This is a genomic window from Rhodococcus sp. TAF43, from assembly GCF_052113525.1.
Lineage (GTDB): Bacteria > Actinomycetota > Actinomycetes > Mycobacteriales > Mycobacteriaceae > Prescottella.
In genome coordinates, this window is sequence record NZ_JBFRDL010000021.1 from 36,202 (window position 1) to 57,529 (window position 21,328).

Genomic DNA, 21,328 nt, shown 5'->3' on the forward strand with positions numbered 1-21,328 from the left:
GATCCGGCGGGGCTGGCCCGCATCCGTGGTTCTCATCAAATTGCTCCTCTGGTCGGGACACTCCCAGTCTCGCCGGGAACGCATCGAACCGGCACGCAATCTTGCGGTTCTGGCAAGGTGGTCTCGTGGATCGCGAAACGGACGATGTTCTGGACGTGGTGGGTCCGCGGCTGCGTGCGCTGCGCCGCGAACGCGGCCTCACCCTTGCTGACCTCGCGGTGAGCACCGGGGTGTCGGAGAGCACGCTGTCGCGGCTCGAGAGTGGGCAGCGAAGGGCGACGCTGGAATTGCTGCTGCCTCTCGCCCGTACCTACGACGTTCCGCTGGACGATCTCGTCGGGGCCCCGCGCACCGGCGACCCCCGGATCCACCTGAAGCCGATCCGACGGGCCGGGATGATCTTCGTGCCGTTGTCCCGGCGGCCGGGTGGGGTGCAGGCGTTCAAGATGATCATCCCGGCTCAGCCGGAACCGCTCGAACCGACATCGAAGACTCACGACGGTTTCGAATGGCTGTATGTGCTCAACGGTCGCCTGCGGCTCGTGCTCGGCGATCGTGACATGACGTTGCCGCCCGGTGAGGCCGCCGAGTTCGATACGTCCCTACCGCACTGGCTCGGCAGTGCGGACGGCGGCGTGGTCGAACTGCTGATCCTGTTCGGCCCGCACGGAATGCGTGCGCACGTGGGCGCTGACCCGCATCGTTCCTCTCGCAGTGCGATCCAGCGATGAGCGCCACCTCGCCCGCGCAGGCCTTTGAAGCTGGGATGCGGTAGGCGCGCCCAATTCCGGTGCGCCGGTGAAAAGTGTGCCGTATCCCGCATCGGTGAGTGGCTCTGTCCGCCCTAGTCCGCGGTCTCGGTTGGTGGGTGCACGGTCCGCGGGCGCGTGGGGTCGACGGTGATGGCAGCGACGATGTCGGCGTTGATCGGGTCGGTGTAGGGATTCGGCGTCGCGTCGTGGACGACGCCGATTCTGCTCGGGCCGGACAGGTCGACTGTCGAGGCGTGACCCGTCTGTCGGTTGATCCGTCGTAGTTCCTCCGGGCCGGCAACGCTCCATTTGGTTCCGCCGGTATCGAGCGCCACGTCGGCTCTGGTCGCAGCTGTACTGACCGTGCGCTCCAATTCAGGATGGGTGACGGGCGCCAGGCGGCGGTTCGTCTCGTCGAGAACTTGGAGACGATGAAGGTCGGGTCGGGTGCGTATGACTCCGTGTCGTCGATCGCTGGACAACCAGCCCCTCGACTGACCTACGACGTAGAGCTTGTGCAGGTGGACGGCAGTGACCCTGCCGCCTTCGGTGGTGTAGCGATCGAGGTTCAGTCCGCCATCGTCGGTGAGGGTGCAGCGGTGGATGTCGTGCGGGGACGTGATCCAGCAGCCGTCATCGCCGTCGGCGTGTACTCGTCGCGTCCACTTTTCGTCCGGGACCTCGAGAGGCAGGGGCAAGGTGTATCGCACGATGTTCGGCGGACCCCCAATCGATGTGTCCACCCGAAGGAGTATCGGATCGGACGCGTGCATGACCCACACGATGTTGTCGTGGACGGCGATCGCACCGGCATTGAAGGCTGGTTTGCAGTCCGGCCTGGCATTCAGGTCCAGTTCGACGAGGACGCCGGCCGCGACGAAGTCGCCGTCCTGGGCCGAATCGGTCGGCCACCAGTCGACGTCGGTTGGGAATGTGCCCTTTTCCGACAATCGGTCCGTACCAGGGACCTGAGCCCAGCCATTGTCGAGTGGCCGAACTCGCCGCTCGACGAGGTGGATTCGACGCACGCGGCCGTGCACTCGGCCCGGCCTGTCGGTTCGGCTCCCCATCTCGAGGTCTGCGCTGAAGATCCCGGTGAGGGTTACCGGTCCGCGGACGGCACGGTCGGTCCACCATTGACTGCTCCACCCATCGCCGTAGACGAGATGCAGCCAACGAAGTCCACCATCACGGTCGGTCCACGGTGCTCGGCCGTACGCCGGACGAGCGATCGCCGTTCGTGTTTCGTCGCACATCGAGGGGGCTTCTTCGACTGAAGTGAATCCCAATGACACGTCGACGAAGTCGCCGACCGCAGCGCGGGGAAACGACCCATCGCCGATGAGCCATCCGGGGACGAATACACGCAAGGTTCGAGGACGTTGAATTGCCTCGTGCACTTGGTAGTTCATGTTGTTCCCGACGCACTAGGAGTCCGCGCGGCGAAGCGTGCGGGCGTCGGGTCACCGCGCCTGACGGTACAGCCATCGGCCCGACTGTGTCGCATCCGGCTCCCGCCACCGTTCCAAGTTACGGACCGGGTCGCGCCTAGGACATGTTCAGCTCCGCCGCGGCGCGCACGAGCGCCGTGAAGGCCTTGTCGTCGATGCTGTCGCCTTCGTGGAAATCGATGGCACGCCTGGTGTTGCCTTCGAGGCTGGAGTTGAACAGGCCCGCTGGGTCGTCCAACGAGGCGCCCTTGGCGAAGGTCACCTTCACGATCTTCTTGTAGGTCTCTCCCGTGCAGATCATGCCGGCGTGCGACCACACCGGGACGCCTCTCCACTTCCATTCCTCGACCACATCGGGGTCGGCCTCCTTGACGAGACTCCGGATCCGGGCGAGCATCTCGCCCCGCCAATCGCCCAGCTCGTCGATTCTCGCGTCGATCAGCCGAGAGGGATTGTCTTGTCCTGCACCTGCACCGGAGCCGCTTTTCGCTTGGTTCATGGTTGCCAGTCGCTCTCTTCGCCGTGGTGGTCTCTCGCCGATCACTCGAGTATCCGCGCCGGCCGTCGTGAATGCATCGCGAATCGTGTCGGCGCGTCAGTCCAGCAGGTCGGCGGCGTTCTTCTCGAACCAGTCCTGCGGATGCACCGACCTCGTTCGATCGAGAGTCCCGTGGGTGCGTTCGATGACGGGCCGGAAGCGGCGGGCCGGAACGTCGAGGTGGATCCAGTCGAAGGCGCGCAGCGTCGGATGGGCGAGGATGCGGTCGACGTCCTCGTCGGACACCGGAACGTCCTTGACGATCAACAGTTCCTCGAGGTTCGGTGCTTCCAGTACGGGGGCGAGTGACGAGAGGTTCTTCATCATGCCGAGCTCGACGCGGCGCAGATTCGTCATGTTCGCGAAGGACGGCAATCTCCCCACCCGTGATTGCGCGTACAGGCTCAGCAGACGCAGTCCTTCGCACTCCGGCAGCGCATCCATCTCGGTTATCCCGCGCACGCTACTCATGTGCAGGTAGACCAGCTGATCACAGCCGTGAACGGCATCAGCGTTCGTCCCTGTCCCGCCGCGGATGTCGAGCCATCGAAGCCCTCGAAGCCGGCTGTAGAAGTCCGGAGGTGTGCGCACCGCGTTCGCCCTGATCCGACGCACCCCGCGATGCACCGCGATATCGGATTCCGACAACGTCACGCGCTCGAGCATCAGCATGACTTCGGATGCTAGAACCACACCCCGATCTCTGCCAGTCGCGCCCGCAGACGCGCGAGATGCCCACCCGGCCAGTACAACTGTCCGCAGTCGTGGCAGCGGCTGAAGCGTTTCTGCTCCCGCAGTACCCCGCCGGGCACACGGCCTCGCGCCAGCGCGGGAGTCGCCGGTCCGATCAACCCGTTGCAGCGGGCGCACCGCGTGAGCGGCGCGATGCGCCCCTGCAGCCGGAACCGGTCGAGTACCTCACGCAGTTGCCGCCGCGAATCGGTCTCGTGCAGGAATCCGCCGTGCACGAGTGCGGCCCGCCTGAGTAGACCGACGTCCCGGGTCAGCAGGATTCGATCTTCCGTGCGGGACAGCGCAAGAAGCTCGTCGTCGTCGCTGTCGTTCCGGTAACGGGTGTCGAAGCCGAGCAGTCGCAGGTAGCGCGCGAGGTGACCGAGGTGCACGTCGAGCACGAATCGCGGCTGCTGCAGCGGCGGGCGCAGCGGCGCGATCCCCGGCAATTCCAGCGACTGGAACGCCGGATACACCGCGACCCGTTCCCCACCGGCGAGACGGTGGTCGAATCCCACGGGGCTGCCGTCGACGAGGATCAGATCGACCTCGGTGTGCGGGACGCCGAGTGATTCGATCCGGTCCTTGACCGACGGCGTCCCGTCGAAGGCGTGCTCGAAGCTCCGCTTGCGTTGCGCGGGCGCCAGAAACTCGTCCAGCTCCCCGTAGAAGCGGAACTCGCACCGACGTCGATCCATCACCAGGCACCGCACGGAACGGGGCGTCGTTCGCCCGCCTACCCTCGCCGCACCCGACCGCCTAGCGGCCGGAACCGTACGGGCGGGTGATGATCTCGAGGTTGTGTCCTGCCGGGTCGTGGAAGTAGACGCCGCGGCCACCGTCGTTCCGGTTGAACGTGCCCGGCCGGGACTTGTGCGGATCGGCCCAGTGCTCCATCCCCCGTTCTACGATCAGGCCGTAGATGCGGTCGAAGTCCTCCTCGCTCACGAGGAACGCGTAGTGCTGCGGCAGGACGTCGATCGGCGGATCCGCGAAGTCCAGGGTGACTCCGTTCTCCAGTTGCACTGCCAGGAACGGACCGGCCGGAACCGGATCCGGCAGGCCGAAGAGCGAGGTGAGAAAGAACGCGGACACGTGCTTGTCCTGCGCGAAAACGATGGTGTGGTTGAGCGAGATGGCCATGGATGACCCCTTGTGATACGACGCCTCCATGCCTGACGCAGTCCGTCACCGGCACGCGACGCTGCGCACCATCAAAGCACCGATCGCGGTTGCCCCGCAAGATCATCGGAGATCGCCGTCCAGGCAGGCACCGACGATCGGCCCGATCTCCGCGAGCGCCTCGGGCGTGGTGAGCCGGTTGTGCGTGTGACCGACCGGGTAGACCCGGACGGCACCGGTCACGAAGCGATCCCACGGCGTCTCTTGCCGTGCCGATCCGCCGTCGGCGGCGACGTAGACGAGGTCGCCGTCGAACACCGCGGGCCGGTAATTCTGTCCCAGCCCGACGGTGTGGACGTAGTCGTCGTAGAGCCGGCGCAGGTCGTCGGCGGTCAACGACGCGTACGGTCCGCCGCTCTCGTGCAGCAGTTGCGCGGCGCGCTCCGGGGTGAGCTCGCCATCGCCGACGGCGGGCTCGTCGACGCCCGCGAACTCGGCGAACAGCATGCCCAGCGTCGGTGTCCGGGACGCCTCGGGAACCGAGTCGGAGGTCTGGGTGTCCAGCATGATCAGCGTCCCGACGTCCTCGCCGAGTTCGCGCAGTCGCACCGCCATCGCGTGGGCGATCGCACCGCCGACGGAGTACCCGAGCAGGTGGTATGGACCGTGGGGGCGTACCCGACGAATCAGCTCGACATACTCGCCGGCCAGTTCCTCCATGGACCCGGGATCGTGCCCGACATCGACCGTGCCGGGCGACTGCAGGCCGTACACCGGACGCGCTGTCGGCACGTACGGAACGAGTCCCGTGTAACACCCCACCAATCCGATCGCCGGATGCACACAGAACAGCGGGGCGCCGCCGTCCCCGGCCCGCATTCTCAACAGGTTGCCCATACGGTCCGGCGTCCCGGCGTCACCCGCGGTTCGCCGCGCGATCACCGCCGGCGTCGGGTCACCGAACACCCACTGCATCGGCAGTGCCCGACCGAGTCGCGACTGCACCTCGGCGACCACCCGCACGGCGCTCAGCGAATTGCCGCCGAGCTCGAAGAAGTTGTCGTCGATGCCGACCCGCTCGGCGCCGAGGACGTCGGCGAACACCTCGCACAGCACCCGCTCGACGTCGGTGCGCGGCGGCCGGTACTCCCCCGCCGTGAACACCGGCGCGGGCAGCGCGCCGCGGTCGAGCTTGCCGTTCGAGTTCATCGGCACCTCGTCGAGGATCGTGATCGCCGACGGCACCATGTACGCCGGCAACGATGTCGCCGCGAACTTCCGCAGCGCAGCGCCGTCGACGACACCGTCCGGGGTGAGCCGGACGTACGACACCAGCACCGTCTCGCCGTTGGGCGCATCGTGGCCGAGGGACGCGGCGAACTCGACGTCCGGGTGCGCGGTGAGGGCGGCGTCGACGTCCCCGATCTCGATGCGCAGGCCGCGGATCTTGATCTGGAAGTCGGTGCGCCCCACGTACTGCAGGCCGCGCCCGCCGCACCGGCGCACCAGGTCCCCGGAGCGGTACATTCGCGACCCGGCGCCGTCGAACGGGTTCGCGACGAACCTCTCCGACGTGAGCGCCGGCTGCCCCCGATAGCCCCGGGCCAGGCACGGGCCGAACAGGTACAGCTCGCCCTCGCCGCCGTCGGGCACCGGACGCATCCAGCAGTCCAGGACGACGGCGCCGACACCGGACCGGGGCACCGGTCCCCCCATCGTGATCGGCGTCCCGGGCTCGAGGGACTCGCTGGTCGTCACGCACACCGTGCACTCGGTGGGCCCGTACGCGTTGAGCAGGCGCGTGCGGGGCGCCCACGCGTCGACCAGTTCCGCGCCGAACAGCTCGCCGCCCACCTCGATCACCTGGACGTCGGGCAGCGATCCCGGCTCGATCGTCCCGCACACCGCGGGGGTGACCAGCAGATGCGTGATCCGCTCCTCCCGCGCGTAGGTCGCGAGTTCGGCGCCCGCGTACACGTCGGGCGGTGCCACCACCAACGTCGCGCCGGCGCCGAACGCGAGCATCAGTTCCAGGACCGAGACGTCGAAGCTCGGGGAACACACGTGCAGGATCCGCGATTCCGCGCTCGCCCCTTGATGTTCCACCTGTGCGACGGTCAGGTGCGGCAGACCGGCGTGCGTCACCACGACGCCCTTGGGCGCGCCGGTGGATCCGGACGTGTAGATGAGGTAGGCGGGATCGGCCATCCGGATCGGGTGGGTGCGTTCGTCGTCGCGGATCGGCGGTGCCGGATGGTGTTCCAGGTCGAGGCCGTCCAGCGGCAACCAGTCGAGTCCGCCCGGTAGCACGTGGGCACCGGTCGCGGTCAACCCCACCCGGGCGCCGCAGTCCCCGAGCATGTACTCGATGCGTCCCGGCGGCAGCTTCGGATCGATCGGTACGGGCGCCGCACCGCTCTTCGCGACCGCCCACGTGGCCGTCACCGACTCCGCCGAGCGCGGCACCGCGACCGGCACGAAGTCCTCCGGGCCCACACCCCGGTCGAGCAGCACCCGCGCCAACCGGGTGGAACGCTCGTCGAGTTCACGATAGGTGGTATCGATTCCGTTCCAGCGCAGCGCGATCGCGCCGGGATCGCGCGCTACCGCGTCCTCGAGAATCTGCGGCCAGGTCCGCGGCGGGACCGACGCCGACTCCGCCACGTCGACGAGTTCGGCGCGCCGCTCGTCGCCGAGCAGATCGATGCGTCCCACCGGCGTATCGGGGCGGTGCGCCACGGTCTCCACGACTCGACCCAGCCGCTGCGCGAGATCCGCGACGTCGACCGGCGCGAGCGCCTCCGGCGAGTACCGCAGGCGCATCCGCAGTCTCGTGTCCTCGAACGCCATCAGCGACAGCGGGTAGTGCGTCGAGTCGTTGCCGACCACTCCGGTCACACGCAGTCCGGTGCGTTCGGTGAGGCGCGCGAGCGCGCCGGGATCCATCGGGTACGACTCGAACACCATCGCGGTGTCGAACAGTCCGCCGAAGCCGGCCGCCTGCTGAATCGCGGTGAGACCGCGGTACTCGTGCGGCATGAGCGCGGTCCGTTCCCGCTGCAGCCGCGCCAGCAACTGGCGCACGGTCTCGTCCGGATCGAGCCGCACCCGCACCGGCACCGTGTTGATGAACAGACCCACCATCGCCTCGGCGCCGGCGATCATGGGCGGTCGACCGGAGACCGTGGTGCCGAACACGACATCGGTCCCGGCGCTCATCTCGCCGAGGAGGATTCCCCACGCCACCTGCAGCACCGTGTTGACGGTCACGCCCGCCGCCTCCGACGTCCGCACGAGCGCCTCGGCCGTCGGATCATCCAACGGCACGGTCTCACTCGCGCTCGCCGACAGCTGCCGACCCACCGCGTGGGGGGCCGCGAGTGTGGGGCCGGGCAGCCCCGACAGTGCCCTCGCCCAGGCCCGTCCCGCGGCGCCGACGTCACGGGAGACCAGCCACGCGAGGTAGTCCCGGTACGGCGGGGCCGTCCGGTCGAGGGGTGCGCCCCCGGTGGCGTACAGGTCGAACAGATCGGCCACGAGCAGCGGCGCGGACCAGCCGTCCAGGACGATGTGATGGTTGGTGATCACCAGTCGGTGGGTTCGCTCGCCGACGTCGATCAGCAGGAAGCGGATCAGCGGGGCGCCGCGCATGTCGAAGTGGTTGCCGCGGTCACGGTCGATCACGGTGTCGCTGTCCGCACGGGTGGCGACGGTGATCGCCGACCAGTCGACGGGGACGTGGTCGAGCAGCACCTGCACGACGCTGCCGTCGTCGTGGTTGTCGAACACCGTCCGCAGGCTCGCGTGCCGGTCCATCAGCGCCTGCGCCGCGGCGGCCATCCGGCGTTCGTCCAGGTCACCGTCGAGGTCCAGGACGAGCTGGACGTGGTAGGCGTCGACGGCCTCCTGCGCGAGCAGCGCGTGGAAGAGCAGCCCCTCCTGCAGCGGTGTCGGTGGCCACACGTCGACGACACCGCCGTGCGAGCGCTCCCAGCGGGCGATCTCCGCCCGCGTCGCGGGAACCAGGTCCAGGTCCGACGGGGTCAGGCCCCCGCACGACGGGTCGCTCAGGTGCGCGGCGAGGTCGCGGATTCCGTTCTCCCACAACGTCACGAACTCGCGCGTCGCGTCCGCGCCGAGCACGCCGCACGCGTACCGGATCTTCGCGGTCAGCTGCGGCCCCGCCGGACCGTCGGCGATATAGGCGTCGACCGCGAGCGTGGTCGGCACCGGGCCGCCGCTGCCGGAGTCGGACGCGGAGTCCGCACCGACCGCCGTGACCCCGCCCGCGGACGCGTCCCCCGACAGCCGTCCCAGGTAGTTGACGGAGATCTGCGGCGTCGCGAGAGCGGCGAGGGTGGGACCGGTATCGGGATTGAGATACCGCAGCAGCCCGTAGCCGATGCCGTGTCCGGGGACCGCGCGCACCTGCTCCTTGACGGTTCGCAGCGCCTCTCCGAGGTCGGCCGGGTCCACGTCGGTCAGGTCGAGCCGGATCGGGTACGCCGTGGTGAACCACCCGACGGTGCGTGACAGATCGACCCCGGGAACCGCGTCCTCGTCCCTCCCGTGGCCTTCGACGGACACGACGGCGCGCACCCAACGGCCGACCCCGCCCCACCGGTTCCACCGCGCCGCCGCGATCGCCGTCGCGCACAGCACGGCATCGGCCGGCGTCGCCCGATACGCCTCGGGCAGGCGCTCCAGGAGCTGACGGGTGACCTCGACCGAGTGGCGCACGTCGAGTTCGCCGACGGCGGTATCGGCGGCCGGATCGAACCGGTGGTCCCCGAGCACCGGATCCGGCGGCACGAGCGTGTCCGTCCACCAGTCCATCTCGGCGACGCGTTCCGGTGCGGTGGCCGACGCCGCGAGTTCGTGCGCCCACGTCCTCATCGACGTACCGACCGGGGGCAACTGGGGTGTCCGACCGGTACGGATCTGCTCCGACGCCGACACGAGGTCGGGCAGCAGGATCCGCCACGACACCCCGTCGACCACCAGGTGGTGGATCGCGACCGACAGTCGGCCCGCCCGGTCCGGGCCCGCGTCGCACCACACCGCCTGCACCATCATCCCGTTCGACGGGTCGAGCCGACCGACCGCCGCGGTCCGTTCCCGCGCCGCCACCGCGTCGACGGCACCGTCGTCGGCCGCATCGGAACAGTCCACGCGGCGCAGGCACTCGCCGGCCGCCACCGCGCCCGGTTCGGGGATCTCGAGGTGCAGATCGGTGCCGGCGCCGACGCGACGGGCCCGCAGCATGTCGTGACGGTCGAGCACCTCCTGGAAGGCGCCGGCGAGGTCGGCGGCGGACAGTTCCGCCGGGACCGCGACCGTCACCGACTGCGAGAAGTGGTCCCAGTTTCCGCCGCGCTCGGCCAGCCAACGGACGATCGGTGTCGGCTCGACCGGCCCGATGCCGCCGCCGTCGATCTCCCCCAGCACCGGGTGTCCGCCCGCCTCGACCCCGGCCCGGATCACCGCGGCCAGGCCCGCGACCGTGGGGTGTTCGAAGACGTCCTGGGGGGTGAGCCCGAACCCGCGCTCGCGGGCCCGCGACACCAGCGAGATGACCGTGATCGAGTCACCGCCGAGCACGAAGAACGAGTCGTCCGCCGCGACCTCCGGCACCCCGAGTGCCTGCGCGAACAGCCCGGCGAGCGCTTCCTCGACCGCGCCGGCCGCGCGGCGGCCACCCCCGGCGAACGCCGCGAAGTCCGGTTCGGGCAGCGCCTTCCGATCGATCTTGCCGTTGACCGTGACCGGGAGATCGTCGAGCACCGTCACCGCCGCGGGCACCATGTAGGACGGCAGCAGCGCCTCGACCTGCCGACGAACCTCGACCGGGTCGAGCGTGCGGCCCGGAGTGGGGACCACGTATCCGATCAGCCGATCGCCGCCGCCATCGACGCTGCCACCGGCCCCGCGTTGCGCCACGACCACGGCCCGGGCCACCCCCTCGCACCGCAGCAGGGCGGACTCGAGCTCGCCGAGTTCGACGCGGAAGCCGCGCACCTGGACCTGGAAGTCGGTGCGTCCCAGGAACTCCAGTTGCCCGTCGCCGCCGCGACGGCCGAGGTCCCCGGTCCGGTACATCCGCCGCCCGCCGCCGCGGCCGTCCGCGACGAACCGTGCCGCCGTCAACCCCGGGCGTCCGACGTAGCCGCGCGCCACGGCCTCACCGGAGAGGTAGATCTCGCCGACCACGCCGTCCGGGACCGGATGCAGCCGTGCGTCGAGCACGTGCAGGCCGACCCCCGGGATACCCCGGCCGATCACGGTGCCGGGGATGCCGGCCAGGCCGCCGCGCTCGAGCGCGGCGGCGCTGTCGATGACCGTGGCCTCGGTGACCCCGTACATCTCGAACACCCGACCGGCGTCGTCCGGGCGGCGGGCATACCAGCGGGACACCTGCTCGAGGGCGAGCTCCTCGCCGCCGACGAACACGTAACGCAGGGGCAGATCGGCCGTGTCGCGGTCCACCAGCTGGTAGAACGACGCGGGGGTCTGATTGAGCACCGTGATCCGTTCGCGGCGCAGCAGGTCGACGAAGTCCGCCGGGGTCCTCGCCGTCAGCGGGTCCACGAGCACGGCCGTCGCACCGGTCGACAGCGGACCCCACACCTCCCACACCGCGACGTCGAAGGCGAACGAGTGGAAGATCGTCCATGCGTCCGACGAGCACAGGTCGAACAGCGTCGTCGCGTTCACGAGAAGGGCGACCGCGCTGCGGTGCGTCACCTGCACGCCTTTCGGCCGTCCCGTCGATCCCGAGGTGTAGATGACGTACGCGGCGTTGTCCGGGCGCAGCGCCGCGGCGCGATCGACGTCGGTCAGCGGCGCCGGCGAGAGTCGTTCGAGTTCGGCACGGGTCGCGTCGTCGTCGAGCAGCAGCATCGGGGCGGACACTGCRCCGAGCGCGGCGGCCGAGTCGGTGGTGGCCACCACGCACGTGGGCTCCGCGTCACCGAGCACCAGCGCGATCCGCTCCGCGGGCGAACCCGTGTCGACGGGCAGGTAGGCCGCGCCCGCCGCGATCGTCGCGACGATCGCCACCATCATGTCCGTCGACCGCGGAAGCGCGAGGGCCACCACGGTTTCCGGCCCCGCGCCACGATCCACGAGGAGCCGCGCGAGCCGGTTCGCGGATGCCGCGAGGTCCCCGTAGCTGAGCCGGGTGTCACCCGACACCACGGCCGTCGCGTCCGGGTGCTCGGCCGCGGCGGCGGCGAACACGTCGGCGAGCGTGTCCGACGCGGGCGGGGTGCCGCCGATGACCGCCGACACGATCGCGGTCCGCTCGCCGGAGGTGAGCAGGTCGACGTCGCCGACCGGGTGGTGCGGGTCCACCGCGGCGGCGTCGAGGATCCGGTGCAGGCGCTCGGCGAACCCTCGGACGGTGCCGAGGTCCCACAGGTCGGTGGCGTAGGTGACGTCGAATCGCATGCCGTCGGGGGCGCCGTCCGAACCGAACGACTCCGACACGCTCAGCTGCAGATCGAACTTCGAGACCCCGAGGTCCCGCTCGACCGGTTCGACGTCCAGGCCCGGCAGCCGCAGGTAGTCGGACATGTCGGTGCGGTACTCGACGAGCACCTGGAACAGCGGCGCATACGACGTCGACCGGGTCGGGGCCAACTCGTCGACGAGCCGCTCGAACGGCAGGTCGGTGCGCGCGAAGGCGCCGAGGTCCACCTCACGCACCGCGGCGAGCACGTCGGCGAATCCGGCGCCGGTGTCGATCGGAGTCCGCAGCACGAGGGTCCCGACGAACATGCCGACCACGTCGTCCAGCCCGGCCTCTCCCCGGCCCGAGACCGGGGTGCCGATCACGATGTCGGCGGTGCTCGACAGGCGCGCGACGAGTACCGCGAGGGCGGCGTGGGCGACCATGAACATCGTCGAATTGCCCCGGTGCGCAAGGTCGGCCAGGGCAGCGTGCGTCCGCCGGTCGACATCGAAACCGACGACGGCACCGCGCAGCGACTGCCGCGCTGGGCGCGGCCGGTCGGTGGGCAGCGGGACCAGGTCGGGGATGCCGTCGAGCGTCCGGCGCCAGTAGTCGAGTTGCCGCGCATAGCGCGACGTCGGATCGTCGGGCGACCCGAGCAGGTCACGCTGCCACAGGGCGTAGTCGACGTACTGCACGGCCGGCGGCGGCCAGTCGGGCGTCGCCCCGCGTCGACGCGCTTCGTACGCGCGCATCACGTCCTTGCCCAGCGCCGTCATCGAGAAACCGTCGGCACTGATGTGATGCGCCACCACGGCCAGCACGTGCTCGGACCCGGACACCCGCACCAACTCGGCCCGCAGCGGCACCCGATCGCTGACGTCGAAGCCGGTCGACGCGAGCCGCAGCAGGTGCGCGTCGAGGTCGGCGCGCAGCACCGCCAGCACCTCCGGTTCGGGGACCTCGCCGATGTCGACGATCCGCTGCGTCGGCACGCCACCGACCAGCGGGTACATCGTGCGCAGACTCGAATGGCGGCACACGACGTCCCGGACGGCGGCGGCGAGCGCCCGCTCGTCGAGGTCACCGCGCAGGCGCACCGCCATCACGATGTTGTAGGCCGGCGACGACGTGTCCAGTTGGTTGATCGACCACATCCGCAGCTGCGCCGACGACAGCGGCAGCACCTCGGGCCATTCGTACGGCCGCAGCACCGGTCGGTGCTCGGCGCCCGCGCCGCCGTGTTCCACCCGCGCGGCGAGCCCGCRCACCGTGGGGGCCTCGAAGATCGCGCGGACATCGAGGTCGGCGTCGAGCGCGGCATTGAGTCGGCCGGTGACCCGGGTGGCCATCAACGAGTTGCCACCGAGGTCGAAGAAGCTGTCGTCCAAGCCGATTCGGTCGATCCCCAGCACGGCCCGCAGGTGCGCGGCGACGATCGTCTCGATCGGGGTGAGGACCGCGGCGCTCGTGGCATCGACGAGGCGCGGGAAGTCCGGGGCGGGCAGCGCCTTCTGGTCGAGCTTGCCGGCCGGGGTCAGCGGCACCTCCGCGATCGGCACGATCAGCGCCGGAACCATGTGCGCCGGCAACCGGCCCGCGAGGTGGCGGACCAGTTCGTCGGGGTCGACGGCGGGGTCGTCGCCGGAGCGGACGTACGACACGAGGACGGTCTCCCCGGACGGCGCGGTCCGGCCGAGGGTCGCGGCGAACTCCACCGCCGGATGCTCGGCGAGGGCCGTGTCGATCTCGCCGAGTTCGATGCGGAATCCGCGCACCTTGACCTGCAGGTCGCTGCGACCGAGGTACTCGAGTGCGAGGTCGGGGCCGTCCTGCCGCCAGCGGACGATGTCGCCCGTCCGGTAGAGGCGGTCACCGGGCATGGTGCCCTCGTCCTCGTCCGTGGGGTCGTCGGTCGCCGCCACGAACGGGCTGGCGACGAACCGTTCCGCGGTGAGACCGGGGCGCAGGTGGTAACCACGCGCGATCGCCGGACCGCCCAGGTACAGCTCGCCGGGGACGCCGATCGGGACCGGCTGCAGGCGCGCGTCGAGCACCAGTTCCACGAAACCGAGGGTCGGGCCACCGATGGTGACCGGGTCGTCCGGGGCCAACGGACCGGCGATGTTCGACATGATGGTGCCCTCGGTGGGCCCGTAGGCGTTGAACATGTCGCGTCCGGACGCCCACCGGCCGATCAGTTCGGGCGGGCACGGCTCCCCCGCCACCGCGAGGGAGCGCAGTGCATCGAGCCCTTCGGGATCGAACGACCCGAGGACACTCGGGGTGAAGAACGCGTGTGTGTCCTGCCCGGCGGCCAGCTGCCGGGCCAGATCCTGGCCGCCGTAGACGTCGGGCGGGGCGATCACCAGGTGCGCGCCCGACCCGAACGCCATCAGCAGCTCGAACACGGACGCGTCGAAGCTCGGCGACGTGAACTGGGAGACCCTCGAATGGGAGGTGACGGTGAGGCTTTCGCGCTCCTGGACCACGAGGTTCGCGAGACCGCGGTGGGTGAGCACGACACCTTTCGGCACGCCGGTCGAGCCGGACGTGTAGATCAGGTAGGCCGGGTTGTCGATCCGCAGGGGCGCCGCGCGGTCCGCGTCGGTGACCGGATCGGCCGGGTACCGCTCCAACCGGTCCCGGTAGTCGTCGGAGTCGATCTCCCGCCACCCGATCCGCCCGGACAACCGCGGGCGCCGGTCGTGCACGGTCAGCCCCGCCGCCGCTCCCGAGTCGCGGAGCATGTGGTCGATCCGCTCCGGCGGATAGGTGGGGTCGACGGGGACGAACGCCGCCCCGGCCTTCGCGACCGCCCACACCGACTCGACGAATTCGATGGACCGGGTCAACCCCAGCGCGACAACGCTTTCCGGTCCGACGCCGTCGTCGATGAGCAACCGGGCCATGCGCGAGGATCGGGCGTCGAGGTCGGTGTAGGAGACGGTGCGATCCCCGCACGACAGCGCGGGCGCGTCCGGATCGATCGTTGCCGCGTCGGTGAGGATCCGCGCCAGCGTCCGGTGACGGCCACCGCGGCGGCCGAGCACGGGTGCGAGACGGTGGTAGTCGGCGTCGGACAGCAGTCGCAGCCGGGCCAACGTCTGCTCCGTGTCGTCGGCGAACGCATGCAGCACCCGCTCGAGCCGATCGGCCACCGCGTCGACCTCGACCGCATCGAAGAGGTCGGGCGCGTAGTCGATCCGGATCTCCAGCCCACCGTCCACCGACGCCGCGAGCGCGAACGGATAATGGGTGGCGTCCCGCACGGCGACGTCGGTCACCCGCATCCCGGCGAAGTCGGTGTCCGCGGTCAGGCCGGCCCGGTCGACCGGGTACGACTCGAAGACGGTGATGGTGTCGAACAGGGCGGCCGCACCGGTCGCACGTTCGATGTCGGCGAGCCCGACGTGCTCGTGATCGAGCAGCGACGTCTGCTCGGCGTGCGCGCGGTCGAGGAGTTCGCCGAGCGTCTCGGCGGGATGCAGGCGCACCCGCACCGGAATCGTGTTGATGAACAGGCCGATCATCGACTCGATACCGTCGATCTGCGGCGGCCGCCCCGACACGATCGCGCCGAAGACGACGTCGTCACGCCCTGTCCACGCCCCCAACACGATTCCCCACGCCGCCCGCACGATGGTGCTGAGGGTGACACCGCGCTCGCGGGCGACCGCCTCGAGTCGGGCCGTCGCCTCCTCGGTGAGGATCAGCCGCTCCGCCCGTGGCACCGTGGGCAACTGCCGACCACGCTCGAGCGGTCCGAGCAGCGTCGGCTCGTCGACCCCTGCCAACGCGTCGACCCAGCGCTCCGTCGACGCCGCGAGGTCGACACTGCCCAGCCAGGACAGGTACTCCCGGAACGACGGCGGCACCGGGACGGCCCCCGGGTCGGGTGCGACGTACGCCTCGAGAAACTCGCGCACCAGCAGGGGCACCGACCAGCCGTCGAGCAGGATGTGGTGGTACGTCAGCACCAGACGGTGCGCGTCGGCGCCGGTGCGGATCAGCAGCCCCCGGAGCAGCGGCGACACGCTCATGTCGAAACGTCGGGCCCGATCGTCGGCCAGGACCTGCTCGGCGGCTTCGGGGTTCTCGAGATCGGCTACCGCCCACGGCAGCTCGACGCGCTCCGGCACCAGCTGCACGGGGTCGCCGTCCGGCCCGGTGGCGTACGAGACTCGAAGGATCGCATGACGATCCAGAAGAGCCTGGACGGCGCGGCGGACCCGGTCGGCATCGACCGATCCGCCCAGCACGATCTCGAGCTGCACCAAGTACGGGTCGTGCTCGTCGCCCGTCAGCTCCGTCTGGAACAACAGCCCGGCCTGCAGCGGCGACAGCGGCCACACGTCGGCGAGCCCCGCCTGCGCCTCCTCGAGACGTTCGACGGTCCCCTGGTCGAGGTGCACGAGCGGCAGATCCGACGGAGTGAGGCCGCCGGCACCGGGCCGGACGGCGGCCGACGCAAGTGCGCGGCACGCCGATCGCCACAGCTCGGCCAGGTCCTGGACGTCCCGGTGATCGAGCACGCCGCCCGGGTACGCCAGTGTCGCCCGCAACGTCGGGCCCCGCTCGGTGTCGACGATGATCAGGTTGATGTCGAGGGCGGCGGTGGCCGGCATGTCCGGTTCGACCGAGGAACCCAGGTCCCCGAGTTCGTCGACCGGGAGCCAGTCCCCACCCACGCCGTGCGGCGCCACGGCCATCCGCCCGAGGTAATTGATGCTGATCTGCGGGGTCGGCAACCCGTCGAGGGGTCCGGGGGTGCCGTCGACGCGGGCGCCCAGGTAACGCAGTACGCCGTAACCGATTCCGTGATCGGGCGCCCCACGCAACTGTTCCTTGACGAGTTTGAGCGCCTCACCCGCGACCGGCCCCCCGGCGAAGGCGGCGTCGAGATCGATTCCCGCCAGGTCGAGCCGCACCGGGTGGGTCGTCGTGAACCACCCGACGGTCCGCGACAGGTCCGCACCCGACACCACCTGGTCCTCGCGGCCGTGTGCCTCGATCGTGAGCAACGTCGACGAGTCGGACGCGGTGCCACGCCGGTGGCGCCAGGTCGTCAGCGCCAGGACCAGCGCGGTGACGACGGCGTCGTCGACACTCCCGTGCACGCTCTCCGGTACCGCGGTGGACAGTGCCGCGGTCACGGCCTGTGGGAGGTCGACGGCGACGGTCTCGACCGTGTCGGCCACGTCGAGGCGCGGATCCAACGGGCGGCTGCCGAGCAACGGGTCGGGGCCCGCGAGCACGCCTCGCCAGTAGTCGATCTCGGCGGCGTGATCGCCACGTGCACGCTCGTCGAGTGCGTGCGCCCACGTCCGCATCGACGTCCCCACCGCCGGCAGTCGCACCGTCCGACCGGCCCGCGCCTGCCCCCACGCGGAGGCCAGGTCCGGCAGCAGGATTCGCCACGACACACCGTCGACCACCAGGTGGTGGGACACCAGCACCAGCCGACCCGGCCGACCCGGGCCCGCGTCGCACCACACCACCTGCAGCATCCGGCCGGCCGTCGGGTCGAGCCGGTCGACCGCCTCGGTGCGCGCGGCGACCAGTGCCGCGACGAAGTCGTCCGTGCCGGGATCCGCGGCCACCGGGATCCTGTGCACGACGTCGCCCGCGGCGACGGCCCCGGGCGGCGGGACCTCGAAGGCGGCGATGTCGATGTCGATGCCACCGACGTATCTGGCGCGGAGCATGTCGTGGTGGTCGAGGACGGCCTGTACCGCGGTCCGCAGATCATCGCCGGCCAGCCCGATCGGCAGGACCACGCACACCGACTGCGACAGCCGGGTCCAGGACCCTACGTGGTCGACGAGCCAGCGCACGATCGGTGTCGCCGCCACCGATCCGACACCGCCGCCCGACAGTTCCTCGAGCGCGGGAGCGCGCCCGGCGGTGTCGGTGGCCACGGACGCCAGCCCCGCGACCGACAGCCGCTCGAAGACGTCCCGCGGGGTCAACGCGAGACCGGCGGTACGTGCGCGGGACGCCAACTGGATCGCCATGATCGAGTCGCCGCCCAGCGCGAAGAACGAGTCCTCGGCGCCCACGGATTCGAGCCCGAGGACCTCGGCGAACAGCCCGGCCAACTTCTCCTCGGTGACCCCGGCCGGCGCCCGGCCGACCCCCGACGAGGAACCGAAGTCCGGTTCCGGCAACGCCTTCCGGTCCACTTTCCCGTTCACGGTCAGCGGCAGCCGCTCGAGAACCGTCACCGCCGCCGGCACCATGTAGGGCGCGAGCGTGCCGGTCACCTGCTCCCGCACCGCCGCYGGTCCCACCACCGCACCCGATTCCGGGACGACATACGCGACCAGTCGCACGAGCTCTCCCGGCGCGGCGCGTCGAGGCACCACCACCGCGTGGGCGACACCGGGGCACTCCACGAGCGCCGCCTCGATCTCGCCGGGCTCCACGCGGAAACCACGCACCTGGACCTGGAAGTCGCTGCGCCCCAGGAACACCAGCCTTCCCTCGTCGTCGAGACGGGCGAGGTCCCCCGACCGGTACATCCGGCTGCCGTCGCCGGAGAACGGGTCGACGACGAATCGCTCGGCGGTGAGCCCGGGGTGGCCGCCGTAGCCGCGGGCCACCTGCGCACCGCCCGCATAGATCTCCCCGACGACACCGACCGGGACGGGACGCAGGCGACGGTCGAGCAGATACAGTCTGACGCCGGGAAGCCCCCGGCCGACGACGTTGCCGCCGCCCGACGCAGCCAGCGCCGACGTCATGGGCATCGAACTGAGGAAGACCGTGGTCTCGGTGATGCCGTACACGCTGACCAGGGCGGACCGGTCCCCGGCATGGCGGTCGAGCCACGGCACGAGGCGCCGCTGGTCGTACTCGTCGCCCCCGACGAAGACCCGGCGCAGGTCGGGCAGTGGTGCGGGGGCATCCTGCTCGACCTCGGCCAACTGCAGGAACGCGGCGGGTGTCTGGTTCACCACGCTCACGCGCTCACGTCGGAGCAGATCGAGGAACGCGTCCGGGGTTCGCACGGTGTCCCGATCGACCACCACGAGTGTTCCGCCGATGGTCAGCGGCCCCCAGATCTCCCATACCGAGAAGTCGAACGCGAAGGAATGGAACATCGTCCACACGTCGGCCGCGGTGTTGTCGAACTCGAGGTTCGCATTGGCGAGCAGCGCCGCGGCACTGCGATGACTCACCTGCACGCCCTTGGGCCGGCCGGTCGAGCCCGACGTGTAGATCGAGTACGCCAGGTGGTCCGGCCGCAGCGGCCGGATCCGTTCCCCCGCGGTCACCGGCGCGGTCGGCAACCGCGCCAGCTCGGCGCGTGTCGCGCGCGTGTCCAGGGCGACGACGGGGGCGTCCAGCCCGTCCAGTCCGTCCAGTTCCTCTGCGAGCGCGGCGGTCGTCAGCACACATGTCACCCGCGCGTCCGCCAGCACGTAGTCGCGGCGTGCACGGGGCGATGACGCCTCGATCGGCACGTACGACCCGCCTGCGGTCAGGACCGCGAGCAGCGCGACGATGAGCTCGGCGGACCGGTCCGACACCACCGCCACCCGCGACTCCGGCCCCACTCCGAGCGTGATGAGTTCGCGTGCAAGCTGATTCGCCTCGCCACACAGCTCGCGGTACGTCAGCTCGGTGTCGCCGAACACCACCGCGGCCCGATCCGGGTCCAGCTCCGCGGAGTGGGCCACCAGCTCCGGCAACGTCCCGCCGCCCGACACTCCGGGAGTGTTCCACTCCGCCAGCAGCGCGGCGGTCTCCGCATCGTCGACGATCGGGAGCTCGCCGACGGGGGCCTCGGGAGCGGCGGTCGCCAGCGCGCGCAGCAACCTGGTGAACCGGTCGTAGTGCCGGCCGAGTGCGGCGTCGTCRTACAGGTCGGGATTGGCCTTGAAGTCCAGGCGGATCGGGCCGGAGGTGCCGTACCGGTAGACATTGACCAGCAGGTCCTCGATCGGACCGGACGAGAGCACCTCGAGCGAGGTCCGGGTGTCACCGAGGCGCAGCTCGGTCGGGAACATCATCAGGTTGAGCAGCGGGCCCGAGAACCCGCGGCCGGACCCGTGCTCCCCGCGGTCCCGGCGCAGATCCTCGTGCCGGTAGCGCTGATGGCGCAGCGCGCCGGACAGGGCCGCCGCGACGGCCGCCACCAGTTCCGAGACCGTGGTGCCGGTACCCACCGACACCCGCAGCGGCACCACGTTCGCGAGCGTCCCACCGGATCGCCGCAGAACCGCAGTCGTCCGGGACGAGACCGGCAGGCTCAGCACGATGTCGGACGCACCGATGTGGCGTGCGGTGTAGGCGACGATCGCCGACGCGACCAACACCGGGAGCGTGACCCCGTATCGTTCCTGCGCGGCTGCAAGAGCGTGGGCGACCGCGGGTTCGATCTCGGTGCCGACGTCCCGGCTGTGGGCCCGCGCCGGCGCGGCGTGCTCGGCGAGGCTGCACCGCTCCGGCATCCCTGCGGTCTGCTCACGCCAGTAGTCGCGATCCGACTCCCACCGCGTCGACCCGACGTACTTTGCCTCGGCGGCGTGGACCTTCTCGAGACCGTCGGCCGTGTTCGGTGGTGGCTCACGGCGCTCGACTGCCGCGTTGTAGAGATCGGCCATCCGATAGACCAGCGTCGCCGCGCCGACACCGTCGAGCACGATGTGGTGCGCGCGTGAGTACCAGAAGTAGCGGTCGTCGGCGATCCGCAGGAGTGCAGAGACCGCCAGACGGTCCCGGAACAGATCGATCGGCGTGCCGATGTCCGAGCGCATCCATTCGCGCGCCGCCGCCTCCGGGTCGGGTTCACCCCGCAGGTCCACCAGCCAGGTTCCGGTGTCGACGTCGGGATCGACGATCTGTTGCGGCCGGGAATCGTGCGGAACCAGACGAATCAGACCCGAACCGAATTCGCGGGCCGCTTCGGAAGCGGCCCGCGAGAGCAGTGGGACGTCGAGCCGTCCTCGGATGTCGATGAACTGGGCGACCGCCATCGGCACGCCGGGGTCGAGTTGTTGTGCGAGCCACTGGCCCATCTGTGCGGGCGTCAGAGGCATCGGATCCGAACCCCCTGCGCCGAACCCGTACGCCCCCATGCGATCACCGGCGTCCGTCGCGCCGGGCGCCGTGTCGACTCGAAATGGAAGCTCCATCAGCAGGATTGCGGCTTCACACGGACCGAGAGGTCCGGTTGTCGGGCTCCGGACCCGACGCCGTCACCTCAGCCGGTGCCGGGTGAGCCGATCGTCCGCGCCCGAACGCCGAGTGCGCTCGCCGACACGGGATTTGC

Annotated in this window: 7 protein-coding genes; 1 reads left to right on the forward strand and 6 read right to left on the reverse strand. The window is 70.5% G+C overall.

From position 1 onward, the window contains the following. The first annotated feature begins 125 nt into the window (after positions 1 to 125). Positions 126 to 731 (forward strand): helix-turn-helix domain-containing protein, encoded by a 606-nt coding sequence (locus AB4Z09_RS14940; RefSeq protein ID WP_174910791.1) that lies wholly within the window; start codon positions 126 to 128, stop codon positions 729 to 731. Positions 732 to 844: 113 nt separating this feature from the next. On the opposite strand, the gene AB4Z09_RS14945 is transcribed toward AB4Z09_RS14940, so the two are convergent. The 6 genes from AB4Z09_RS14945 to AB4Z09_RS14970 form a co-directional block, all read right to left on the reverse strand. Then, positions 845 to 1,702 (reverse strand): hypothetical protein, encoded by an 858-nt coding sequence (locus AB4Z09_RS14945; RefSeq protein WP_442240084.1) that lies wholly within the window; start codon positions 1,700 to 1,702, stop codon positions 845 to 847. A gap of 598 nt (positions 1,703 to 2,300) precedes the next feature. Further along, positions 2,301 to 2,702, reverse strand: coding sequence for a DUF1801 domain-containing protein (locus AB4Z09_RS14950; RefSeq protein ID WP_174914770.1), 402 nt, complete (start codon positions 2,700 to 2,702; stop codon positions 2,301 to 2,303). 96 nt (positions 2,703 to 2,798) lie between these two features. Further along, positions 2,799 to 3,413: a hypothetical protein gene (locus AB4Z09_RS14955; protein ID WP_174910796.1), complete on the reverse strand. Its 615-nt coding sequence runs from the start codon at positions 3,411 to 3,413 to the stop codon at positions 2,799 to 2,801. Positions 3,414 to 3,424: 11 nt separating this feature from the next. After that, positions 3,425 to 4,171, reverse strand: a complete 747-nt coding sequence (locus tag AB4Z09_RS14960) for a Mut7-C RNAse domain-containing protein (RefSeq protein ID WP_442240085.1) — start codon at positions 4,169 to 4,171, stop codon at positions 3,425 to 3,427. Between the two features lie 61 nt (positions 4,172 to 4,232). After that, entirely contained in the window at positions 4,233 to 4,616 is a 384-nt protein-coding gene (locus AB4Z09_RS14965; RefSeq protein ID WP_174910802.1) for a VOC family protein, read from the reverse strand. Between the two features lie 102 nt (positions 4,617 to 4,718). After that, positions 4,719 to 21,191, reverse strand: a complete 16,473-nt coding sequence (locus tag AB4Z09_RS14970) for an amino acid adenylation domain-containing protein (RefSeq protein ID WP_442240086.1) — start codon at positions 21,189 to 21,191, stop codon at positions 4,719 to 4,721. Positions 21,192 to 21,328 lie beyond the last annotated feature (137 nt).

Bases quoted from the DNA above. Each gene is read 5' to 3' on its own strand.
- AB4Z09_RS14950 (WP_174914770.1), bottom strand. From the start codon at position 2,702: ATGAACCAAGCGAAAAGCGGCTCCGGTGCAGGTGCAGGACAAGACAAT.
- AB4Z09_RS14955 (WP_174910796.1), bottom strand. From the start codon at position 3,413: ATGCTGATGCTCGAGCGCGTGACGTTGTCGGAATCCGATATCGCGGTG.
- AB4Z09_RS14960 (WP_442240085.1), bottom strand. From the start codon at position 4,171: ATGGATCGACGTCGGTGCGAGTTCCGCTTCTACGGGGAGCTGGACGAG.
- AB4Z09_RS14965 (WP_174910802.1), bottom strand. From the start codon at position 4,616: ATGGCCATCTCGCTCAACCACACCATCGTTTTCGCGCAGGACAAGCAC.